We start from the raw sequence: 20,366 nt of genomic DNA on the forward strand, positions 1-20,366 counted from the left end.
CAAACCTACGCCCGGAACAGGTGCCGGCGGATCGCCGCCACGTTTCCGAAGATGCGCACGCCGAGCACGACCACCACACCCGTCGACAACTGACCGCCCACGCCCAACTGGTCACCCAGATACACGATCAGACCCGCCACCAGCACATTCGAGATGAACGACACCACGAACTGCTTGTCGTCGAAGATCCGGTCCAGCTTCGCCCGCACCCCACCGAACACCGCGTCCAACGCGGCCACCACAGCGATCGGCAGATACGGCTGCAACGCCGCCGGCACGGTGGGGTCCAGATACACCCCGAGCACCACACCGGCGAGCAACGCCAGCACCGCGATCATCGGCCACCTCCCGAAGGGCTGGAAGAAACACCCGGGCCGGACGACCCAGGACTCGACGAACCGGCGGCACCCGAACCCGACGGGCGCGCACTCGCGCTCGGACCCGGCGTCGCCGGAGGCTCGGCGTAGCGTAGCCGCGGCTGCGGCGCCGCCGGCAACGTGAGGTCACCGACCCGCTTCACCCCGAACGACAGACCCGTCGTCCGCGCCACCTCACGCATCAACGCCGCCGCCCGGCTCTCGTCGAACCGGTCCCGCATCGACCTCGGCCCGATCGCCTGCACCTCGTACGGACCCGTCACCGGCCGGTAGTCCACCAGGATCGCCTCACCCGCCGACCGGATCGTCGACGTCGCCGTCAACCGCTGGCCGTTCACCGCCACCGCCTCGGCGCCCGCCGCCCACAACGCGTTAGCGACCTTCTGCAGATCCGAATACAGCACCCGGGACGGACCCGCGTCCCCGTTGGTCACGCCGTCCTCGTCCGCCGCCGCGTCGGCCAGCCGCACCACCACGCCGTCCCCGCGCACCCGGGCCAGGCCGGTACCCGCCTCCAGCGTGCGCAGCCGGGACGCCTGCGAACCGCTCAGCGTCGCGTCCCGCTGCCGGCCGACCTCCTCGCGCAACTGCTCGGCGCGCTCGGTCAACCGGTCGGTCTCCGCCTCCCGGCCCTTGATCTCGGCGACCAGGCCGGCCCGCGCCGTCGCGCGGCTCGGCTCCTCCGCCACCGTCTCCCGGTACGCCACCGCGAACAGGAACCCGATCACCGCCAGCACCAGCAGGCTCACCGGGCGGCCCAGCACCTGCCGCACCCGCGACATCGAGCCCGTCGCCCGGCGCTCCGACGCGTCCCCGTATCCCGGATCCAGCGGATTGCGGAACAGCTCGGTCAGGAAATCCGGCGCGTACACCCGGCTCGACGGGTCGCGCTCCTTCTCCCCGTCCCGGGACGGCGGCGCGGTCATGCCGCCGCCTCCGCGCGCCGCTCCCGCATGACCCGCACGAGGCGGCTGGCCTGCACCACGTACATCGCGCCGGCCACCCAGTAGAGGACCAGGCCCCACCAGGCCAGCCCCCAGCCGATCGCGCCGGCGGCGGTGCCGGCACCCGGCACAGCGTCCGCCAGCAGGAGGACCGGGAACGCCGCCAGCAGCAGGAACGTCGCGGTCTTGCCCATGTAGTGCACCGGCGGCGGGCCGTAGCCGTACCGGCGCAGCACGCCGAGGGACACCAGCAGCAGCAGCTCGCGGGCCAGCAGCGCCCCGGTGAACTGCCAGGGCACCACCTCGCGGGCGGTGAACGCGAGCAGCGTGGCGAGGATGTAGAGGCGGTCGGCCAGCGGGTCGAGTAGCTCGCCGAGCCGGCTCACCTGGCCCAGACGGCGGGCGATCCAGCCGTCCACCCAGTCGCTGGTGCCGCCCACGGCGAGCACCGCGATGGCGGCGACGTCGGCACGGACCACGAGGAACAGGTACAGGAAGACCGGCACGCCGACGAGCCGGACGAAGCTGATCAGGTTGGGCAGCGTGAGGACGCGGTCTCCCACGACCGTGGCGGCCCTGGAATCCGGTTGCTCAGCTGGAGCCGGCCGACGCGACACCGAACCCTCCCTTCGCAGCACGGTCCGGCAGCCGGACGAGCGGCCGCTGGAGGGACGTGCGCGTTGCCGGCCGGTCAGACGCCGGCGCCCTCTGTGATCCCGGGCTGGGACCTCCCCGACGCGGCCCGTGATCACGGGCCCGCCCAGTTGCGCTGCCACTATATCGGGCTCGCCCTTCCCGTCCGTTCGCCCCGCTGCGTGGTTGCTCAGCGGTGTCACGGTGGCGACCGTCACAACCGCTAAGGCATCCTAGGACACTAGTCGAGCGGTGGGAGGCGGGGCGGACGCCGGCGTGCCGGGTCAGGCGGTACGCGCGGCCGAGTCGGAGCCGGCCTGCGGGGCGGTCGTGGTGGCCGCCTGACTGAACGCCACAAGCGCCAGCAGCAGCTCGTGCTGCACCCGGTTGGGCATCCGGTCGAGCACGGCCTGCACCGCCCGGTGCCGCCTCTCCTGGAGGTCGCGCAGCAGCGTGTCCGCCGCCGCGGTCGGGATCAGCCGCACCTCCCGCCGGTCGCGCGGGTCGGCCACCCGGCGCAACAGGCCGACCGCCTCGAGGCGGTCGCAGAGCCGGCTCGCCGACGACGGGACCACGTCCAGCAGCTCGGCCAGCCGGTTCACGTTGGTGTCCGGATGCGACACGATCAGCGACAGCACCCGCAACTGGGTGGGTGAGACGCTGACGGTGTGCCGGGAGGTCGCGGAGTCGAGCACACCGATGAGCGCCTCCGCAGCCGACTCGATGGCCGCGGCAAGATTCGGAGGTCGCTCCACTCGCTGTCCCCTGCGATCGTCCCGCTCGTGTTCGCTCCGCCGCCCCGGTCACTGCCCCGTCGCGTCGTCGGACCGGCTGGAGCCCAGCCAGTCCAGGCAGACGACCACCGCGTCGTCGCGGAGATCCGCGTCGGCATGGTACGCGTGCAGTTCGCGCATCACCGTACCAACTGCCTCGGTCGCCGGCTGCAGCCGAGTCGACCGCATCGCGCGCGCCATCGCCCGGACGCCGTACGGCTCCTGGTCGTCGGGCTCCGCCGCGTACACCCCGTCGCTGACCACGAAGAGACGGTCGCCCGGATCCAGAGTGAACTCCTGCACGTCGTAGCGCGTCTCGGCGAACATGCCCAGCGGCAGTTGCTGCTCCAGCGCGATCGGCGTGACGCGGCCCCCGCGCAGCCGCAGCAGTTGCGGAGAGCCGGCGTCCACCACCCGCATCACGCCCCGCCGGCTGTCCAGCTCCAGCAGCAGGGTGGCCACGTGCCGGCTGCCCCGGTGCTGGTAGTAGATGGTGTCCGAGGCCAGCTCCGCCTGCTCCACCAGGCTGCCGCCGGACCGCCGGGCGTTGCGCATGGCGTTGACGGTCATCGCCGTCAGCATCGACGCGGCCAGGCCGATGCCGGTGCCGTTGAGCACGGTGAGGGTGAGCCGGTCACCGTCCACCGACCAGTCGAAGTGGTCACCGCCCACCGTGTACGCCGGTTCGAGCTGTCCGGCGAGCAGCGCGTCGCCCAGCCGTACGCTGCGCCCCGGCAACAGGTCCCACTGCATCTCGGCGGCCATGCTCAGCCGTTCCCGCCGCCGGGCCCGCCGGTAGCGGTCGGTCTCCCGGTCGGCCGCCCGGATCGCCACGGCGAGTTCCCCGGCGGCGTCGCGGGCGGCCTCCACGGTGGCCGCGTCCGGGTCGCCGGGCAGCTCCACCATCAGCACGCCGAGCCGCTCGCCCCACACCGACAGCGGCAGGTACGCCCGGCAGCGGCCGTCCTCGACGATGTCCAGAACCGGCTCCTGGCTGCTGAAACAGCGCTGGGCCACGCTGCGGGCCAGCAGCGGGCCGCCGTCGGGCACATCCGGGTCGAGCACCGGCCAGAGTCCGCTGGCGCGGTAGTCGGCGACGAACACCTCCGCCCGCGCGGCCCCGAGCGTCTGGCGCAGCACCGCGTCCGCGGTCTCCACCAGCTTGTCGGGCGGCGCCGTGCGCAGGGCACGCGACACCGTTCCGGACGCCTCCGGCATGCTCATCCTCCGATGACGACTATTGCTACAGAGCAAACATCATACGAAGGCCACGGGACGGCGTACGCTCCGCCTCGGCCGCGCGTGCCGGGACCGGCTCAGCCGGCCGGGCGCGACGCCAGCGCGCCGTGGAACGCGTCCGGCACCGGCTCCGGCTCCCCCACCGGCCGCCACCGCGCCACCGGCACGATGCCGTCGCCGGTCGGCTGCCAGCGGCCCAGCAGCGGCGCGAACCGCCCGGGCGCCCGCATCCGGAACGCCGGACCCATCATGGCCAGCGCCTCCGGGTGCCCGGCCAGTTCCTCGGAGTCGAAGTCGATCGCCAGCCGGCTGCCCGGCGCCACCGCCTGGTACAGCTCGTCGAGCGTACGGGCGAGGGTGTCGTCGTCCAGGAACGCCGCCAGCCCGAGGAAGACCACCCCCACCGGCCGTCTCCCCCAGCCCGGCACGAAGCGGTGCAACTGCGCCCGGTCGACGGTCCCGATGTCGGTGGCGTCGCCGTAGCCGTAGCCGGCCCGGTCGCTGCCGGCGAGCAGGCGCCGGCCCAGCCGGACCGTCTCCGGGTCCACGTCGGTGTAGAGGACCGTCGCCTCCGGCGCGACCTCGTGCACGTTGCCGCAGGTGGGCACGCCCGCGTCGAACACCAGGAAGCCGTCGATCCCGTCGTCGGCCATGGCCCGCACGGTACGGCCGAGGAAGCCGCGCAGCGAGCGGAAGATCGCCGCGCAGGGCCCGTACGCCGCCTCGAACGCCGTCGCGGCGGCCACGTCCACCGGGCGGTGGTGCCGGCCGCCGAGCCAGTAGTCGATCATGCGGGCGGTGCTCGGTCCGTCCGGCTGATCCATCGACGGGGCTCCCTCCCCTGGGCGCTGCACGCCAGCGTACCCAGCGGACGAGCCCGCCGGTATCGCCCCGGGCCGAACGTCCCGGCCGCGATACTGGCCACGGGGGTGCCCGCCACGAGGAGGTACTGGTGAACTCGGCGAACGGGGCCGCGGTGGTGGCCGGAGTGGACGGCTCCGAGCCCGCGACGCGGGCGGTACGCCTGGCGGCCCGGGAGGCGCGGGCGCGCAACCGGCCGTTGCGTCTGGTGCACGGCTTCATCTGGCCGCTGATGCGCGTGCCGGTCTCCGCGCCGGCCGGGTCACCACCCGGTGCGGGGCTGCGCCACCAGGCCGAGCAGCTGGTCGCCGACGCGGTCGCGGTGGCCGAGGCGGAATCGCCGGGGCTGCGCATCACCGGCGAGATCATCGACGGCGAGGCGGCGGCGGTACTGCTCGCCGAGTCCCCCACCGCCGCCGTGATCGTGCTCGGCGACCGGGGCCTGGGCGGCTTCGCCGCGCTCGTGATCGGCTCGGTCGCCCTGCAGGTCGCCTCGTACGCCGACTGCCCGGTGCTGATCGACCGCGGCGCCGCCCGCCCGGACGGCCCGGTCGTGGTCGGCGTGGACGGCTCCACACTGTCGCGCGGTGCCGTCGAGTTCGCCGCCGAGACCGCGGCGGTGCGCGACGCGCCGCTGCGGGTGCTGCACGCGGCCTCGCGCAACCGGGACGACGCCGAGCAGGAGCGGGTGCTCGCCGAGGCGCTCGCCGGGATCGGCGAGCGGTGGCCGGCGCTGGCGGTGCACACCGAGGCGATACGCGCCAAGCCGGTCGCGGCGCTGGCCGCGGCGTCCCGCGACGCGCAACTCGTGGTGGTGGGGCGGCAGGGCCGGGGCGAGCTGAGCGGGCTGCTGCTCGGCTCGGTGAGCCAGGGGATCCTGCACCGGTCCGCCTGCCCGGTCGCGGTGGTCCGCGCCCCGGACTGAGCGCCGGCCCGTGCGGCCGGTCCGGCACGGTTGGTCCCGGCCCGGGCGGGTAGACGCCTACGGTCAGCGCACAGCGATCCGCAGGAGGCAGAGATGCCAGGACCACGGCCGGGCAGCAACGCGTACGACAAGCAGCGGGCACGCCTTCGCGACCTCGTCGAGCAGTCCGGACGGGCCGCCGACAAGGAGGCGAACCAGGTCGCCAACCGGATCCTCCAGGACGACAGGGGCCAACGCGGTGTGGTCCGGGGCGAACGGACCTACGGCCCCAAGGGCAACCGGGAACCGGGTGACCCGAAGTGAGGACGGCAGCGGTTGTCGACGGCGCCATCGCGGGCGCCGTCGGCAGCGCCGTCCTCAACGCGGTGTCCTACCTCGACATGGCGTTACGGGCCCGGCCGGCCAGCAGCACCCCCGAATCGGTGGCCGGACGGCTGGCCGACGTCACGCACGTCGACCTGGGCCCCGGCGACGAGGCGGCGAACCGCCGCTCCGGCCTGGGGCCACTTCTCGGGTACGCCACAGGCATCGCCGCCGGAGCCGCGTTCGGCCTGCTCGCCGCGCGTCGCCTGGTGCCGTTGCCGCTGGCCACGGTGCTGCTCGGCGGCGGGGTGATGGCCACCTCCGACGGCTCGATGACGGTGCTCGGCGTGACCGACCCGCGCACGTGGCGGCGCGGCGACTGGGTCTCCGACCTGATTCCGCACCTGGCGTACGGGCTGTCGGCCGCAGCCACCTGGCGGCGGCTGCGGCCGACGTCGGCGCGCGGTTAGCTCTCGTCGTCGGCGACCGGCTCACCGGCCGGGCCGTACGGCGACGCCTGTCCCCTCGGGACGGGCCGTCCGGCGTCGGCGTTCGACGTGCCACGGCCTCGCGAACGGCCGCCCGCCTGGGTGGCCGTCTTACGGCTGTCCTGGCTGGTGGCGCCGAGGTCGTTCCGGCGCAGTTCCTCCTGCTGCGGCTTGACCACGGGTCTCTCCTTCCCGGTGGGAGCACACGGCGTCGGCCGCGCACCCGCCCCGCGTACCCGCCGCCGCCCGGCGCATTCCGGCTCGGCCCGGGGGTCTGGCCGGGGCCGGGGCGGGTAATGCGGGTGGATGCCAGACGATCGCAACGTCGCGCGAGCCCTGCTGGACCGGCAGTCCCGCACGTACGCGGAGGAGGCCGGCATCGCCCTGGCCGACCGGCCCGGCCCGCTGTACCAGTTGCTGGTGCTCACCACGCTGCTGAGCACCCGGATCCGGGCCTCGGTGGCGGTGGCCGCCGCCCGGGAACTGTTCGCCGCCGGTTACCGCACCCCGCAGGCGATGGAGGCGGCGACCTGGCAGGACCGGGTCGACGCGCTGGGCCGGGGTCACTACCGGCGCTACGACGAGCGGACCGCCACCATGCTCGGCACCGGCGCCCGGCTCTGCCTTGATCGCTGGCACGGCGACCTGCGGCGGCTGCACAGGGAGGCCGGCGCCGACCGGGCCGTGCTGCGCCGGCTGCTCACCGAGTTCCCCGGCATCGGCCCCACCGGCGCGGACATCTTCCTGCGCGAGGCGCAGTCGGTCTGGCCGGACGTGTGCCCGTACGCCGACCGGCGCACGCTCGCCGGGGCGCGCCGGCTGGGCCTGCCGGCGAGCCCGGGTGACCTGGTCGGGCTGGTCGGCGAGGCCGACTTCGGCCGGCTGGCGTCGGCGCTGGTGCGGGTGGCCCTGGGCGAGGAGTCGGCCGGCGAGGTGAGCCGCAGCGCCGCGACCGCCCACTGAGCCGGGCGGCTACTTGGCCGGGCCGGGCTTGGTGAGGTTCCAGGCCAGCAGCGAGGCGAGCAGCGCGAGCAGCACCACGCCGCCGGAGACGCCCTCCTCGCCGCTGCCGCGGCTCCCGGAGAACCCGAAGTAGATCACGGCAAGTCCGGCCAGCACGGTGATGAACGTACGCAGTCCTCGGTCCTTCACGCCCGCACCGTACGGCCGGCGGCCGGACACGGGACGGGGATCGGGCGGTTGTCCCCCGTCCGGGTGTCAGTCCGGGGAGCGGCCGACAGCGGGGCCGCGCAGCCGGACCCGGCGGATCGCGCGCCCGGCCACCTCGACCACCTCGACGGTGAGGCCGGGCAGCCGCACCCGCTCCCCCGGACCCTCGGGCAGCCGGCCCAGACCGGCCAGCACCAGCCCGGCCACCGTGGTGTACTCCCGCGACAGCGGGAACGTCACGCGCACGCCCACGTCGGGCAGGTCGTGCAGCGGGAAGTCGCCGGGCAGCAGCAACGCGCCGTCCGGCTCCCGCACGGCGCGGCGTACGTCCTTGTCGGTCTCGTCGTACAGCTCGCCGACCACCTCCTCGAGCAGGTCCTCCATGGTGACGAGGCCGTCCACGCCGCCGTACTCGTCGACCACCAGGGCGAGCTGTTCGTGGCGCTGGCGCAGTTGCCGCATCGCGTCGGCCACCGGCAGCGTGCCGGGTAGCAGCAGCGGCGGGCGGGCCCGGTCGCCGACGAGCGCGCCGTCGGCGTCCACCAGGTCGCGGATGTGCACGGTGCCGCGGACGTCGTCGAGGCCGCCCGGTCCGATCACCGGCGCCCGGGACCGCCCGGTCGCGGCCAGGTGCCGCATCGCGTCGGCCGCCGGCAGGTCGGCGGGGAGCGTGGTCACGTCGCGGCGCGCGACGAGGATCTCCCGCAGGGTACGGCCGGCGATGTCGAACGCTCCGGCGAGGATCTCCCGCTGCTGGGCGGACAGGCCGCGCTGGCTGACCAGCATCTCCCGCAGCTCCTCCTCGGTCACCTCCTCGCGGCTGGCGCGCGGGTCGCCGCCGGCGAGCCGGACCAGCAGGTCGGTGGAGCGGCCGAGCAGCCACACCGCCGGCCGCGACAGCCGGGCCAGCAGGTCCAGCGGGGCGGCGCTGATCAGCGCCCACCGTTCCGCCGTCTGCATGGCCAGCCGCTTGGGCGCCAGCTCCCCCACCACGAGGGTGAGGAACGTCAGCAGCAGCGTCACCACGAACACCGCCACCGGACGGGCGGCCGCGCCGAGGAAGCCCAGCGGGCCGACCAGCGGCTCGGCGAGTGTCACCGCGGCGGCGGCCGACGCGAGGAACCCGGCGAGCGTGATGCCGAGCTGGATGGTGGCCAGGTAGCGGTTCGGCTCGCGGGTGAGGCGGCTCAGGCGCGCCCCGGCCCGACCGGACCGCGCCAGCCGCCGCAACTGCCCCTCCCGCAGGCTCACCAGCGCCATCTCGCTGCCGGACAGGGCGGCGTTGACCAGGATCAGGACCAGCACCAGCGCGACCTGGACACCCATCAGTCGGTCTCCAGGTCGTCCAGCGAGATCGCGTGGGTCATCAGCCAGCGGGCCAGCGCGGCCATCCCGAACAGCCACAGCGGCGCCGACTCGGTGGGGCCGTTCGTGGCGAAGATGGCGAAGCGCAGGTCCGGTGCCCGGTACGCCTCGATCCGCCACTTGTGGTTCTTGTCCCGCCAGACCGCGGAAGGGTCCATGGCGTCACGGTAGGTGACCAGCGTGGGGCGGTGGCGCCGGTTGGCTCAGCCCGGCGGGCGGACCACCTCGCGGGCGTCGTCGGGCAACCGCCGGGTGGCCCCGCGCCGGTCCAGCAGCTCCAGCAGCGGCACCGCCACCCGGCGGGTGGTGCCGAGCGCCTGCCGGGCGGCGCTGAGCGTGAACGGCTGCGGCAGCCCGGCGAGCACGCGTACCGCGTCGTCCGGTGCGCCGGGCAGCAGCACCACGTTCTCGGCCAGCTTCAGCAGCGCGCCGGCCCGCACCGCGGCGCCGATCTCCCGAGGGCCGAGCCCGAGGTCGGCCAGGTGGTGCGCCTCGGGAGCCTGGAACGGGCGGTCGCCGTACTCGGCCCGGACCCGGTCCACCGCCCGGGCCACCGGGTCCGGCAGGGTCTGCTGCGGGGCCGCGGTGACCAGGCCGTCACGCAGCCGCAGCGGTGGGCGCAGCAGCGCCGTGACCAGGGCGCGGTCGGGCAGGTCGAGCCGGTGCCGCAGCACGTCGACGGGTACGCCCGCGGCGAGCGGATGCTCGGCGGCGTACCGGGTGACCTCCTCGGTGAGGCGGCGGCCCAGGTCCCGCCAGTGCTCCGGGTCGGCCAGCCACTGCCCGGCCACCGGCGTCGCGGTCGGTGGCACGCCCATCCGGGTCAGGTCCCCGGCCCGGACCAGCCGCCGTCGCCGCAGTTCCCCGGCCGGGTCCGGCCGCCCGTCCAGGCCGGCCAGCACCGCCGCGCGGGCGGCGGCCGCGCCCCGGCGGCGCAGCGGCGGCGGGTCCACGTCCAGCACCGTCACGCCGCCCGCGACGTGGTGCCGGCCGGGATCGCGCAACAGCGCCCGGTCGCCGATCAGCAGCGGCAACGGACGGGCCAGGCGCAGCCGTACCGTGTCCGGGCCCAGCGGCCGGACCCGGGCGGGCACCGCCGCCGAGCCCACGTGCAGGGTGAGCGTGGCCGGCAGGTCGGCGGCCGGATCGCCGGACAGCCGCACGTCGAGCAGGTCGGTACGCCCGAACCGGCCGGGGCTGAGCAGCGCGTCGCCGCGCCCGACCCGGTCCCGGGGCAGGCCGCGCGGGTTCACCGCGACCCGGGCCACCGCCTCGACGGCGGGGTGTGCGACGCCGAGCGAGTGCAGTCCGCGTACCCGTACCGTCTCGCCGGTGGCGGCCAGTTCCAGCTCGTCGCCGACGCGCAGCCGGCCGCCGCCGAGCGTGCCGGTGACCACAGTGCCGCTGCCCCGGACGGTGAACGCGCGGTCCACCCAGAGCCGCACCGGCGCGTCGGCGGCCGGGTCGGGCAGCCGGGCGGTCAGGCGGTCCAGGGCGGCGCGCAGCTCGGGCAGCCCGGCGCCGGTGACCGCGGAGACCGGCACCGCCTCCACCTCGCCCAGCGACGTGGCGGCGACCTCCGCGCGGGCCCGCGCGGAGGCCGGGCCGGGATCGGCCAGGTCCGCGCGGGTCACCGCGAGCAACCCGTACGACACACCCAGCGCGTCCAGCGCGGTCAGGTGCTCGGCCGACTGCGGCATCCAGCCCTCGTCGGCGGCCACCACGATCAGCGCGGCCGGGACCGGGCCGACACCGGCGAGCATGTTCGGCACGAACCGCTCGTGCCCGGGCACGTCGACGAAGGCGAGGGTGCCGCCCGAGGGCAGTGTCGTCCAGGCGAAGCCGAGGTCGATTGTCATGCCCCGGCGGCGTTCCTCCGCCCACCGGTCCGGTTCCATCCCGGTCAGCGCCCGCACCAGCGTGGACTTGCCGTGGTCGACGTGCCCGGCGGTCGCCACCACCCACATGCCGGTCAGTCCTCCACGCTCAGCACTGCCGCGCGGACCCGCGCGTCGGCGCCCTCCGGCACGGCGCGCAGGTCGAGCAGGAGCCGGCCCTGCAGCACCCGGCCGAGGATCGCCGGGTCGCCGGTACGCAGCGGCCCGGCGTACCGCTCGGGCAGGCTCAGCGCCCACGAGTCCAGCTCCACCCCGGGTGCCCCGCCGCCGCCGACCACAGCGGCGCTGGGCACCACCTCGGCCTTGCAGCCGTCCTCGCCGAGCCGGTCGCGCAGCCGTTCCAGCCGTTTCCGCAGCCGGGCCGGGTCGGCGTGCAGCGCGTCCCGGGTGGGCGTGCTCGGCGCGTACAGGGTGGCGGCGAGCGCGGCGAGGGTGAGCTTGTCCACCCGCAGCGCCCGCGCGAGCGGGTGCCGGCGCAGCCGCTGCACCAGGCCGGCGTCGCCGAGCAGCAGACCGGCCTGCGGGCCGCCGAGCAGCTTGTCGCCGCTGGCGGTGACCAGGTGCGCGCCCGCGCGCAGGGTGGTGGCCGCGTCCGGCTCGTCGGGCAGCAGCGGATCCGGCGCGAGCAGCCCCGAGCCGATGTCCGCCACCACCGGCACGCCGAGCGTGGCCAGCTCGGCCACCGGCACCGCCGAGGTGAAGCCGGTGACCACGAAGTTCGACGGGTGCACCTTCAGCACGAACCCGGTGTGCTCGCCGATCGCTGCCGCGTAGTCGGCGCGCGTGGTGCGGTTGGTGGTGCCCACCTCGCGCAGCCGCGCGCCGGTGCTGGCCAGCAGGTCGGGCAGGCGGAACCCGTCGCCGATCTCGACCAGCTCGCCGCGGCTGACCACGATCTCCCGGCCGGCGGCCAGCGCGGTCGCGGCGAGCACCAGCGCGGCCGCGCCGTTGTTCACCACGTGCACCGCCCCCGCGTCGGGCACGGCGGCGGCGAGCGCGTCGAGCGCCTCCCGGCCGCGCCGGGCCCGCCGCCCGGTCCGCAGGTCCAGTTCCACGTCGGTGTGCCCGGCGGCGGCGACGAGCGCGTCCACGGCCGACGGGGCGAGCGGGGCGCGGCCCAGGTTGGTGTGCAGCACCACGCCGGTGGCGTTGAGGACCGGCCGGGGCGTGCGGCCGGGCAGGTCCGCCAGTGCCGCGTCGCGTACCTGATCGGGGGTCAGCTCACCGCGGCGGGCGCGGTCCTGCGCGCGGACGATCGCGGCCTTGACCCGGTCGCGGCCGAGCGTTGCGGCGGCGGCGGCCAGCGCGGGATCGGCGAGCAGCGCGTCGGTGCGCGGAACCCGCCGTCGCGGGTCGACCTCACGCATCGGCGCACTCCCGGGAACGGTTTGGCGGAGACGGACGGGAATCGAACCCGCCTGGCCCGGGTCCCGGACCACACCGGTTTTGAAGACCGGGAGGGGCACCAGCCGCCTGAACGCCTCCACGCAGCAGTCAATCACAGCGCGGCGCGGGCCGCCCGGGGAGGTGTCAGACCTGGTCGGCGGCCCGCCGGTCGGCGCGTTCGCGCTGCGGCACCACCGTGTACCGCGGATCCCGCGCCGAGGCGACCCCGCCGTGGAAGATGCCGAACCGGGTGCACACCGACGCGGCGATCAGCGCGCCGCCGGACAGCGCGGACAGCACCCGGCTGCGCCGGCCGACGAGCGCGCCCACGACACCGGCGGCGGTCAGTGCCCGGCCCGCGCGCAGCAGCTTCCCCGGCGTGCCCTGGGTGTAGGGCTCACTGAGCAGCCCGAGCCGGTTCTCCACCCGGTGCGAACCCCACAGCTCCATCGCCGCGCCCGCCACCGCGAGGCGCCGCGCCGGGCCAGCCTGCCCGGGCGGCGCGGCCACCAGCCCGACGCCCGCGCCGCTGGCCAGGGCGCTGCCGGCGAAGATGGCGGGCAGTTCCGGGTACGCCTCGTGCCACGACGGCACCGCCGTGTCCGCCAGCAGCACCCCGGTGTACGTGGCCAGCGCCGGCGCGGTGACGGCGGCGACCAGACCGGCGGCGTGCCCGGCCGGGGGCAGCAGCCGGCGGCCGAGCCCCAGCAGACCCCGCTCGGGCAGCAGCGGGGCCGCCTCGGCGATCGCCGCGGCCCCGGCGGCCGGGCCGAACACGCTGAGGATCCAGGTGCCCACCGACATCGGCGAGGTCACCTTCGCCACCCGCAGCATGTGGTGGAAGCGTGACGGCCGGCCCAGGTCGTTCACCAGGAAGTACGTGCTCGCGCCGACCGCCGCGAGCGAGGTGATCCGGCCGGCGCGGCGCAGCGCGGGGCGGCCGGTGAGCTGCCCGCCCGCGGCCAGCAGCGACGAACCGGCGGCGAGACCGCCGGTGAACAGGTACGCGGCGATGTCCCACCGCCACACCGGCGGCTTGAGGACGGGCCGGCCGTAGTAGGAGGTGAACTCGGCCGGTGGGACGTTGAGCTGTTCCCCGCCGCCCTTGCCACCCTTACGGCGGGGCCGGCGCGGCACCGCGTCGCGGGGCGGGTGCGGGGCCAGCCCGGCGTCGCGGGAGCCCGCGTCGGTGCGGCCCACGCCGGGACCGGCGGCGGTGGCCCGGCTGCCGTTCTCCCCCTCGGCGGCGCCGCCGCTCTCCCGTTGCGTGGACAGGCGCTCGCGGAATCGGCGGAACCGGTCACCGACCGGGCGGTCCGGGCTCACGACGATCCTCCGACGAACGCGGCGACGGCAGCCGCCGCCATGGTCAGCGCGGCCAGTCCGGCCCGCTTCCACATCTTCGGCAGGTCCCGGGTGGTGACCACCGGGTCCGGCGGCAGCCCGTACACCTCGGGCTCGTCCAGCAGCAGGAAGAACGCGCCGTCGCCGCCCACCCCGTCGGTCGGGTCGTGGCCGTACAGCCGTGCCTCCGGCACGCCGCGCTCGTGCAGCGCGGTGACCCGCTTCGCGGCCCGTTCCCGCAGCTCGTCGAGAGGGCCGTACTGGATCGACTCGGTCGGGCACGCCTGCGCGCAGGCGGGCGTCATGCCCGCGCCGATCCGGTCGTAGCACAGCGTGCACTTCCACGCCCGGCCGTCGCCCTTACGCTGGTCGATCACGCCGTACGGGCAGGCGGAGATGCAGTAGCCGCAGCCGTTGCAGATGTCCTCCTGCACCACCACGGTGCCGAACTCGGTGCGGAACAGCGAACCGGTCGGGCACACGTCCAGGCAGGCCGCGTGCGTGCAGTGCTTGCACACGTCCGACATCATCAGCCAGCGGAAGTCGGTACGGCTCTCCGCGCCGCTGTCCCGCCCGGGCGGCCGGGCACCGGGCATGCCGAGGAACTCCGGACCGGCGGCCATCCGCGCCGCCGCCTCCGGCTGCCCCGGCGGCAGGCCCGGATTCGTACCGGTGTCCGGTGCCGTGAGCGCGCCGGCGGCCGCCGACGCCGGGCTGGTCGCCGGGCCCGTCGGGTCACCCGCGAACGGCGGCGTGCGGTGACCGGCCGGGCGGGGCTGCTCGATGAACGCGACGTGCCGCCACGAGTTCGCGGTCAGCGCGCCGGTGTTGTCGTACGACATGCCGAGCAGGTCGAACCCCGAGTCGGGGACGTCGTTCCACTCCTTGCAGGCCACCTCGCACGCCTTGCAGCCGATGCACACGCTGGTGTCGGTGAAGAAGCCCATCCGGGGCGGCGCGGAGACCCAGCCCGCGTCCGGGGCCGGGTCCAGCGGGCCGTACAGGCTGTTGGCGTCAGGCATGCGGTTCCCCGTCCTGGTGCGCGGCGGCCGACTGCTCGTCCGTGCTGCCGGCGGCGTCGTCCCCGCCGGCCGCGTCGGTGGTCACCATCGGGATCTTCCGGTCCGGCGTCATCCCGGCCCGCCGCTGGTAGTCGCCGACCAGGTCCAGCAGCGGCGGGCCGGTGGGCCGCCGGCCGGGCCGGATGTCGCAGGTGCCGACCTTGCTCTCCTGGATGAGGACGTTCGGGTCCAGCGTGATGCCGAAAAGGTCGTTCGCCGAGTCGCCGGTCACCAGGCCCTCGGTGCCGAAGTGGTACGGCAGCCAGACCTGGTGGATGATCCGGCCGTCCACCCGCAGCGGGGTGAGCCGGTCGGTGACCAGCACCCGCGCCTCGATCACCGCGCGTCCGGTGATCAGGTGCGCCCAGCCCAGGTGGGCCAGCCCGATCTCACCGGCGAGTTCCGGTGACACCTCGACGAACATCTCCGGTTGCAGCTCGGCCAGGCGCGGCACGGTACGGCTCATCCCACCGGCGGTGTGGTGCTCGGTGAGGCGGCTGACCGTGAACACGTACGGGAAGACCTGGCTGTGCGGCTCCGGCGGGCTCGGGTTCATCCGGTTGATCGGATGCTCGTAGACCTTGCGGGTCGGGTTGGCCTGCTGGCCGTAGAGCGGGTTGCGCATCGGCGACTCGGCCGGTTCGTAGTGCGTCGGCAGCGGGCCGTCGAGGACGCCGCTCGGCGCGTACAGCCACGCCTTGCCGTCGCCCTGCATGACGAACGGGTCGTCACCGGCGAGCCCGTCCGGGCCGGAGGCGCCCTCGGGCGGCCGGTACGACGGCGGCTTCGTCTTCTCGAAGTCGGGCACGTCGTACCCGGTCCACTCGCCGGCGTCCGGATCCCACCAGACGTACTTCTTGCGTTCGCTCCACGGCCGGCCGTCCGGGTCGGCGGACGCGCGGTTGTAGAGCGTGCGGCGGTTCGCCGGCCACGCCCAGCCCCACTCGGCGGCCACCCAGTCCTGCTCGTGGCGGGAGCGGCGGCGGGCCGCCTGGTTCACCCCGCCGGCGTACACGCCGGAGTAGATCCAGCAGCCGATCGCCGTGGAGCCGTCGTCGCGGGCCTCGGCGAAGCCGCTGAGCAGGCGGCCGGTGCCGACCTCGTACCCGTTGATCTCCTTGAGCACCGCCTCGGCGCTCGGCTCCGCGTGCGGGCCGTGCGTGGGGTAGTCCCAGGCGAGGTCCAGCAGCGCGCGGTCGCGGCGCTCGGTGGAGCCGGCCAGCTTCTCCCGAAGCACGCGGCCGAGGTGGTAGAAGAACCACAGCTCGGAGCGGGCGTCGCCCGGCGGGTCGACGGCCTTCTCCCGCCACTGCAGCAGCCGCTGCGTCTGGGTGAACGTGCCCTCCTTCTCCACGTGCGAGGCCGCCGGCAGGAAGAACACCTCGGTGCGGCACTCCTCCGGGACGATCTCGCCGGTGGCGACCTCCGGGCCGTTCTTCCAGAACGTGGCGCTCTCGATCATGAACAGGTCGCGGACGACGAGCCAGTCCAGGTTGGCCATGCCCAGGCGCTGCGCCCGGCCGTGCGCCGAGCCGACGGCCGGGTTCTGGCCGAGCAGGAAGTAGCCCTTCACCCTGCCGTCGATCATGTTCAGGACCTGCTGGTACGTGCCGTGGTCGCCGGTCATCCGGGGCATGTAGCCGTAGCAGAAGTCGTTCTCCGGCGTCGCCGCGTCACCCCAGTACGCCTTGAGCAGGCTCGCCGCGAAGGAACGCGAGTTGCCCCAGAAGCCCTTCTGGCCCGGGTGCCGGATGCTGTTCACCCACTCGTCGAACGTGGGGTGGTCGGCGTGGTGCGGCATCGGCAGGTAGCCGGGCAGCAGGTTGAACAGCGTCGGGATGTCGGTGGAGCCCTGGATGCTGGCGTGCCCGCGCAGCGCCAGGATGCCACCGCCCGGACGGCCCATGTTGCCCAGCAGCGTCTGGATGATCGACCCGGTGCGGATGTACTGCACGCCGACACTGTGCTGCGTCCAGCCGACCGAGTAGACGAGCGCGCCGGTGCGCTCCCGGCCGGAGTTCTCCGTCCACGCGCGGGCCAGTTCGAGGAACTTCTCCTCCGGGATGCCGCACACCCGCGCCACCATCTCCGGCGTATAGCGGGAGAAGTGCCGCTTCAGGATCTGGTAGACGCAGCGCGGGTGCCGCAGCGTCTCGTCCCGCTCGGTCTGCGGCGGCATCGGCTCGCCGTGCGACTCGTGCTCCAGCCCGGAGGCCGAGTCGCGTTCCTTGCCGGTGCCCCGGATCTTGGCTTCGCCCTCGTGACCCGCGTACTGCCAGGTCGCGTGGTCGTACGAGCCGGTGTCCGGGTTGTAGCCGGAGAACAGGCCGTCCAGGTCCTCGGTGTCGGCGAACTGCTCGCTGACGATGTTTGCCGCGTTCGTGTACGCCAGCACGTACTCCCGGAAGTCCAGCTCGTTCTCCAGGATGTGGTGCACCACGCCGCCGAGCAGCGCGATGTCGGTGCCCGCCCGGATCGGCAGGTACGTGTCGGCGAGCGCGCTGGTACGCGTGAACCGCGGGTCGACGTGGAAGACCTTCGCGCCGCGCTTCTTCGCCTCCATCACCCACTGGAAGCCCACCGGGTGGGCCTCGGCCATGTTCGAGCCCTGGATGACGATGACGTCAGCGTTGGCGAGGTCCTGCTGGAAGTCCGTGGCGCCGCCGCGACCGAAGCTGGTCCCCAGACCGGGGACGGTGGCGGAGTGTCAAATACGCGCCTGGTTCTCGATCTGGAGTGCCCCCATCGCCGTGAACAGCTTCTTGATGAGGTAGTTCTCCTCGTTGTCCAGCGTCGCGCCGCCGAGGCTGGAGATGCCGAGCGTCCGGTTCAGCGGTCGGCCCTCGTCGTCGACGTCCTCCCAGGTCTCCGCGCGGGCGGCGAGGATCCGGTCGGCGATCATGTCGAGCGCGACGTCGAGGTCCAGGTCTTCCCACTCGGTCGCGTACGGCCGGCGGTAGCGCACCGTGGTCTGGCGCAGCGGGCTGGTCACCAGGCTCTTGCTGGCCGAGCCCTTCGGGCAGAGGCGGCCGCGCGAGATCGGGCTGTCCGGGTCGCCCTCGATCTGGGTGACCTTGCCGTCGGAGTGGAAGACGCGCTGCCCGCAGCCCACCGCGCAGTACGGGCAGACCGAGCGGGCCATGCCGTCGGCGGTATCGGTGCGAGGGCTCAGCTCGGCGGAACGCGCCGACTGGGCGGCGGCACCGCGACCGAGCGGGTCGGTGCCGGTGAGTTGCCGGTAGACGGGCCACCCCTGGATGAACGTCTTCAGACCCACCTGGGCACCCCCTCCCCGTCGAGAACGGCTCACCTCTTCCGGTAACCCTAGGCCAGCCGTCTAGGACGTGCGAGTCGAGCCGCCGATCGGCCCCGTTCGGGGGGGCCGGACGGGGCGCCGCGACCGGCGTCCGGGCGAACGTGAAGCGGGGTCCGGTTCAGTCGGGCACCCGACAGCGCCCGTCCCGGTGGTGCTTGATCATCGATGAAGCTGGTGCGGCGGGAGGTCGGAGTGGCAACGGAACTGATGCGGGTACGGACCGAGGACGGCGAGGAGGTCTTCTTCGAGATCCGTCGCCAGGACACCGGGTTCGGCGAGGCCGGGCTCGACGAGCACATCGTGGAGGCGCGCAGGCGTTTCGAGACCGGCCTGCGTGAGATCAACATCGCGGCGCAGAAGGCGCTGGCCACCTTCCGCGCCGCCGCGCACCGCCCGGACGACATCGAGATCGAGTTCGGCGTGAACTTCACCGCCGAGGCGGGCGCCGTCTTCGCCAAGACCGGGATGGACGCCCACCTGACGGTCAAGCTGACCTGGTCCGCCGGGCCACCCCCGGGCGAGGCACCCGCGCGGTGAGTCACAAACCGGCGTGGCACGCCAGGATCACCGGGGCGACCCGCGGCAGCGGCTTCCTGATCGACGAACGCCACGTGCTGACCTGCGCGCACGTCGTCGGTGACCGATCCGAGGTGACCGTGTCGTTCCTGGCTCTCGGCCGAGACCACGCCGCGCCGGGGACTGTCGTCTTCTGCGGCCCCTGGCAGCGCGGGAGCAGCGAGGGAGACCTCGCGGTGGTCCGCCTGGACGAGCCGGTGACAGTGGTCCCGGCTCGGCTGGCGCCGCTGCACGCCGTGGACGTCTACGCCGGGCAGGAACTGGCCGCCTTCGGTTTCCCCAGCGGCTACCTCGAGACCGGGCAGATCGCCTACTTCACCGCGGAGCCGGACCCGCGTCTCGCCGGCCACGCCTGCCAGACCGACGCGACCGACGGCACCGGCTTCGTACTGACCGAGGGATACAGCGGCTCCGCCGCCTACGTCAAGGGCTCGTACGACGTGGTCGGCATGGTGATCTCTGCCGACCGGGCCGGTCCCGGCGGGAGCCGCAGCGGCGTCATCCTGCCGATGGACGAAATCCACAGGCAGTGGCCGGAGATCGCCGAGCGGATCGCGCTGGGTCCGTTCGGTCCGGTGCCCTACCGGGAGCTGCGGGACATCCTGCGGGGCGTCCACCTGCCGGACGCGCACGTCATGGGCCGGGCGCTGTGGACGGGCCCCGACCCGCTGCCTGCCCGCCCGCTGCCCTCCCTGCTCGCGGTGGCCGAGGCACTGGCGGTCCTGCCCACCTCCGGCGAGGACGGGATCCGCGACCTGGTGGTGAGGCTGCTGCGGGAGGTCGGCAAGCGGGTGCCCGGCCGCCGTGCCGCCCTGCACGAATGGAGCGGCCGGCACGGCTGGGGCGCCGGCCCGTCGCCCGCTGACGGGCCGGCCGCCGAAGTCGCGGTCCGGCAGGCGTGGATCGTGGTCCGGGTGGCCACGACCGGCGCGCCTCGCCGCCGGGCGCACCGGCTGACCATCTGGACCGCGAGCGGCCCCGAGGGCGACCTCGACGAGCCGGTCCTCGACGACGTGGAGGTCTCCCGAGCCAAGGTCCGTACCGCCGTGCAGCAGGCGCTGCCCCGCGCCTACGCCCGCATCCCCCACGGCTGCGAGACGATCGGGGTCGAGTTCGTCCTGCCCCGCGGGCTGCTCGGCTGGGACGTGGAGAGCTGGGTCGCCGAGGGCGACACCGCGCCGCTGGGCTGGAAGGGGCCGGTGGTGGTACGCGACCTGGACTGGTTCAACTCCACCACCCCGCACGAGATCGTGCGGCGTGCCAACCGCCTGCGCGAGGACCCACGCACCCTGGACGCGATCGTCCGCTGGCTGGAGTGCTCCGCCGCAGTTCCCCAACCGGACAAGTTCCGGGCCTGGCTGTGGCAGGACGACACGCCGGTAGCGGTCGGCCTGACCGGCGTGTGGGCCGCTGAGAGGCACGTACACGAGGCGGTGGCCACCGGCGTGCCGGCGCTGCTGTGGCGACGAGGCTCCTGCGAACGGCACACCGTGCCGGCCGAGGGATGCCCGGCCACCAGGTTCTGCCGGGACATGGCCGAACGCCTGCATGGTCTGCGCAGCGACCAGCTTCCCCGGACGATTCGCGCGTTGCGCGCGGAATCCGGCCTGAACGACGATCCCGGACACTGCGGCCGGGACGTGACACTGCTGTGGGACGAACCGAAGCGGCGCCCCGCGCCGCTCGGCTTCGCGGAGTGAGGAGCGG

General features: G+C 74.6%; 21 protein-coding genes and 1 tRNA gene. 6 read left to right on the forward strand and 16 right to left on the reverse strand.

The window, feature by feature from the left end:
• Positions 1 to 5: 5 nt before the first annotated feature.
• The 6 genes from ACGFIA_RS26170 to ACGFIA_RS26195 form a co-directional block, all read right to left on the reverse strand.
• Positions 6 to 338, reverse strand: a complete 333-nt coding sequence (locus ACGFIA_RS26170) for a small basic family protein (protein ID WP_007071104.1) — start codon at positions 336 to 338, stop codon at positions 6 to 8.
• Positions 335 to 1,303 (reverse strand): DUF881 domain-containing protein, encoded by a 969-nt coding sequence (locus ACGFIA_RS26175; RefSeq protein WP_357387451.1) that lies wholly within the window; start codon positions 1,301 to 1,303, stop codon positions 335 to 337. The genes ACGFIA_RS26170 and ACGFIA_RS26175 overlap by 4 nt, the downstream gene beginning before the upstream one ends.
• Complete coding sequence (locus ACGFIA_RS26180; RefSeq protein WP_357387453.1) at positions 1,300 to 1,938, reverse strand: CDP-alcohol phosphatidyltransferase family protein; 639 nt, start codon at positions 1,936 to 1,938, stop codon at positions 1,300 to 1,302. The genes ACGFIA_RS26175 and ACGFIA_RS26180 overlap by 4 nt, the downstream gene beginning before the upstream one ends.
• Before the next feature lie 300 nt (positions 1,939 to 2,238).
• Positions 2,239 to 2,709, reverse strand: coding sequence for a MarR family transcriptional regulator (locus ACGFIA_RS26185; RefSeq protein WP_357387455.1), 471 nt, complete (start codon positions 2,707 to 2,709; stop codon positions 2,239 to 2,241).
• Positions 2,710 to 2,757: 48 nt separating this feature from the next.
• Positions 2,758 to 3,945 (reverse strand): GAF domain-containing SpoIIE family protein phosphatase, encoded by a 1,188-nt coding sequence (locus tag ACGFIA_RS26190; protein ID WP_357387457.1) that lies wholly within the window; start codon positions 3,943 to 3,945, stop codon positions 2,758 to 2,760.
• Between the two features lie 98 nt (positions 3,946 to 4,043).
• Positions 4,044 to 4,790 (reverse strand): SAM-dependent methyltransferase, encoded by a 747-nt coding sequence (locus tag ACGFIA_RS26195; RefSeq protein WP_393262598.1) that lies wholly within the window; start codon positions 4,788 to 4,790, stop codon positions 4,044 to 4,046.
• 128 nt (positions 4,791 to 4,918) lie between these two features.
• On the opposite strand from ACGFIA_RS26195, the gene ACGFIA_RS26200 reads away from it, so the two are divergent.
• From ACGFIA_RS26200 to ACGFIA_RS26210, 3 genes are all read left to right on the forward strand, one after another.
• The gene (locus ACGFIA_RS26200) at positions 4,919 to 5,752 is read left to right on the forward strand and encodes a universal stress protein (protein ID WP_357387461.1); all 834 of its coding nucleotides are present in this window, start codon (positions 4,919 to 4,921) and stop codon (positions 5,750 to 5,752) included.
• A 93-nt stretch (positions 5,753 to 5,845) separates the two neighbouring features.
• Complete coding sequence (locus ACGFIA_RS26205) at positions 5,846 to 6,055, forward strand: phosphatidylethanolamine-binding protein (protein WP_120569853.1); 210 nt, start codon at positions 5,846 to 5,848, stop codon at positions 6,053 to 6,055.
• Positions 6,052 to 6,525 carry a hypothetical protein gene (locus ACGFIA_RS26210; RefSeq protein WP_357387463.1) on the forward strand — a complete coding sequence of 158 codons (474 nt, stop codon included), beginning with the start codon at positions 6,052 to 6,054 and terminating at the stop codon, positions 6,523 to 6,525. The genes ACGFIA_RS26205 and ACGFIA_RS26210 overlap by 4 nt, the downstream gene beginning before the upstream one ends.
• Here ACGFIA_RS26210 and ACGFIA_RS26215 read toward each other — a convergent pair.
• Positions 6,522 to 6,722 (reverse strand): hypothetical protein, encoded by a 201-nt coding sequence (locus ACGFIA_RS26215; RefSeq protein WP_393262603.1) that lies wholly within the window; start codon positions 6,720 to 6,722, stop codon positions 6,522 to 6,524. The genes ACGFIA_RS26210 and ACGFIA_RS26215 overlap by 4 nt on opposite strands.
• 127 nt (positions 6,723 to 6,849) lie before the next feature.
• On the opposite strand from ACGFIA_RS26215, the gene ACGFIA_RS26220 reads away from it, so the two are divergent.
• On the forward strand, positions 6,850 to 7,506 hold the full coding sequence (locus ACGFIA_RS26220) for a hypothetical protein (protein ID WP_357387465.1): 657 nt from the start codon (positions 6,850 to 6,852) through the stop codon (positions 7,504 to 7,506).
• Between the two features lie 9 nt (positions 7,507 to 7,515).
• On the opposite strand, the gene ACGFIA_RS26225 is transcribed toward ACGFIA_RS26220, so the two are convergent.
• From ACGFIA_RS26225 to fdh, 9 genes are all read right to left on the reverse strand, one after another.
• A complete protein-coding gene (locus tag ACGFIA_RS26225; RefSeq protein WP_073829444.1) occupies positions 7,516 to 7,695 on the reverse strand; it encodes a hypothetical protein in 180 nt (59 codons plus the stop codon).
• A gap of 66 nt (positions 7,696 to 7,761) precedes the next feature.
• Positions 7,762 to 9,039, reverse strand: coding sequence for a hemolysin family protein (locus ACGFIA_RS26230; protein WP_357474398.1), 1,278 nt, complete (start codon positions 9,037 to 9,039; stop codon positions 7,762 to 7,764).
• Positions 9,039 to 9,236, reverse strand: coding sequence for a hypothetical protein (locus ACGFIA_RS26235; RefSeq protein ID WP_013286387.1), 198 nt, complete (start codon positions 9,234 to 9,236; stop codon positions 9,039 to 9,041). The genes ACGFIA_RS26230 and ACGFIA_RS26235 overlap by 1 nt, the downstream gene beginning before the upstream one ends.
• Positions 9,237 to 9,281: 45 nt before the next feature.
• Complete coding sequence (selB, locus tag ACGFIA_RS26240) at positions 9,282 to 11,045, reverse strand: selenocysteine-specific translation elongation factor (protein ID WP_357387469.1); 1,764 nt, start codon at positions 11,043 to 11,045, stop codon at positions 9,282 to 9,284.
• 5 nt (positions 11,046 to 11,050) lie between these two features.
• Complete coding sequence (selA, locus tag ACGFIA_RS26245; RefSeq protein ID WP_393262608.1) at positions 11,051 to 12,343, reverse strand: L-seryl-tRNA(Sec) selenium transferase; 1,293 nt, start codon at positions 12,341 to 12,343, stop codon at positions 11,051 to 11,053.
• 22 nt (positions 12,344 to 12,365) lie between these two features.
• Positions 12,366 to 12,461, reverse strand: a tRNA-Sec gene (locus ACGFIA_RS26250).
• 45 nt (positions 12,462 to 12,506) lie between these two features.
• Positions 12,507 to 13,688 (reverse strand): NrfD/PsrC family molybdoenzyme membrane anchor subunit, encoded by a 1,182-nt coding sequence (gene nrfD / locus ACGFIA_RS26255; RefSeq protein WP_357387473.1) that lies wholly within the window; start codon positions 13,686 to 13,688, stop codon positions 12,507 to 12,509.
• Positions 13,685 to 14,728 (reverse strand): 4Fe-4S dicluster domain-containing protein, encoded by a 1,044-nt coding sequence (locus tag ACGFIA_RS26260; protein WP_357387475.1) that lies wholly within the window; start codon positions 14,726 to 14,728, stop codon positions 13,685 to 13,687. The genes nrfD and ACGFIA_RS26260 overlap by 4 nt, the downstream gene beginning before the upstream one ends.
• A complete protein-coding gene (gene fdh / locus ACGFIA_RS26265) occupies positions 14,721 to 18,044 on the reverse strand; it encodes a formate dehydrogenase (protein WP_357387477.1) in 3,324 nt (1,107 codons plus the stop codon). Before fdh ends, ACGFIA_RS26260 begins: the two co-directional genes overlap by 8 nt.
• A gap of 231 nt (positions 18,045 to 18,275) precedes the next feature.
• Here fdh and ACGFIA_RS26270 point away from each other — a divergent pair, with 231 nt between their 5' ends.
• Positions 18,276 to 18,620 (forward strand): CU044_2847 family protein, encoded by a 345-nt coding sequence (locus ACGFIA_RS26270; RefSeq protein WP_357387479.1) that lies wholly within the window; start codon positions 18,276 to 18,278, stop codon positions 18,618 to 18,620.
• Positions 18,617 to 20,359: a trypsin-like peptidase domain-containing protein gene (locus tag ACGFIA_RS26275; protein WP_393262613.1), complete on the forward strand. Its 1,743-nt coding sequence runs from the start codon at positions 18,617 to 18,619 to the stop codon at positions 20,357 to 20,359. The genes ACGFIA_RS26270 and ACGFIA_RS26275 overlap by 4 nt, the downstream gene beginning before the upstream one ends.
• The last annotated feature ends 7 nt before the right edge of the window (positions 20,360 to 20,366 follow it).

The sequence above is a fragment of the Micromonospora sp. NPDC049203 genome (genome assembly GCF_043197215.1).
GTDB lineage: Bacteria > Actinomycetota > Actinomycetes > Mycobacteriales > Micromonosporaceae > Micromonospora.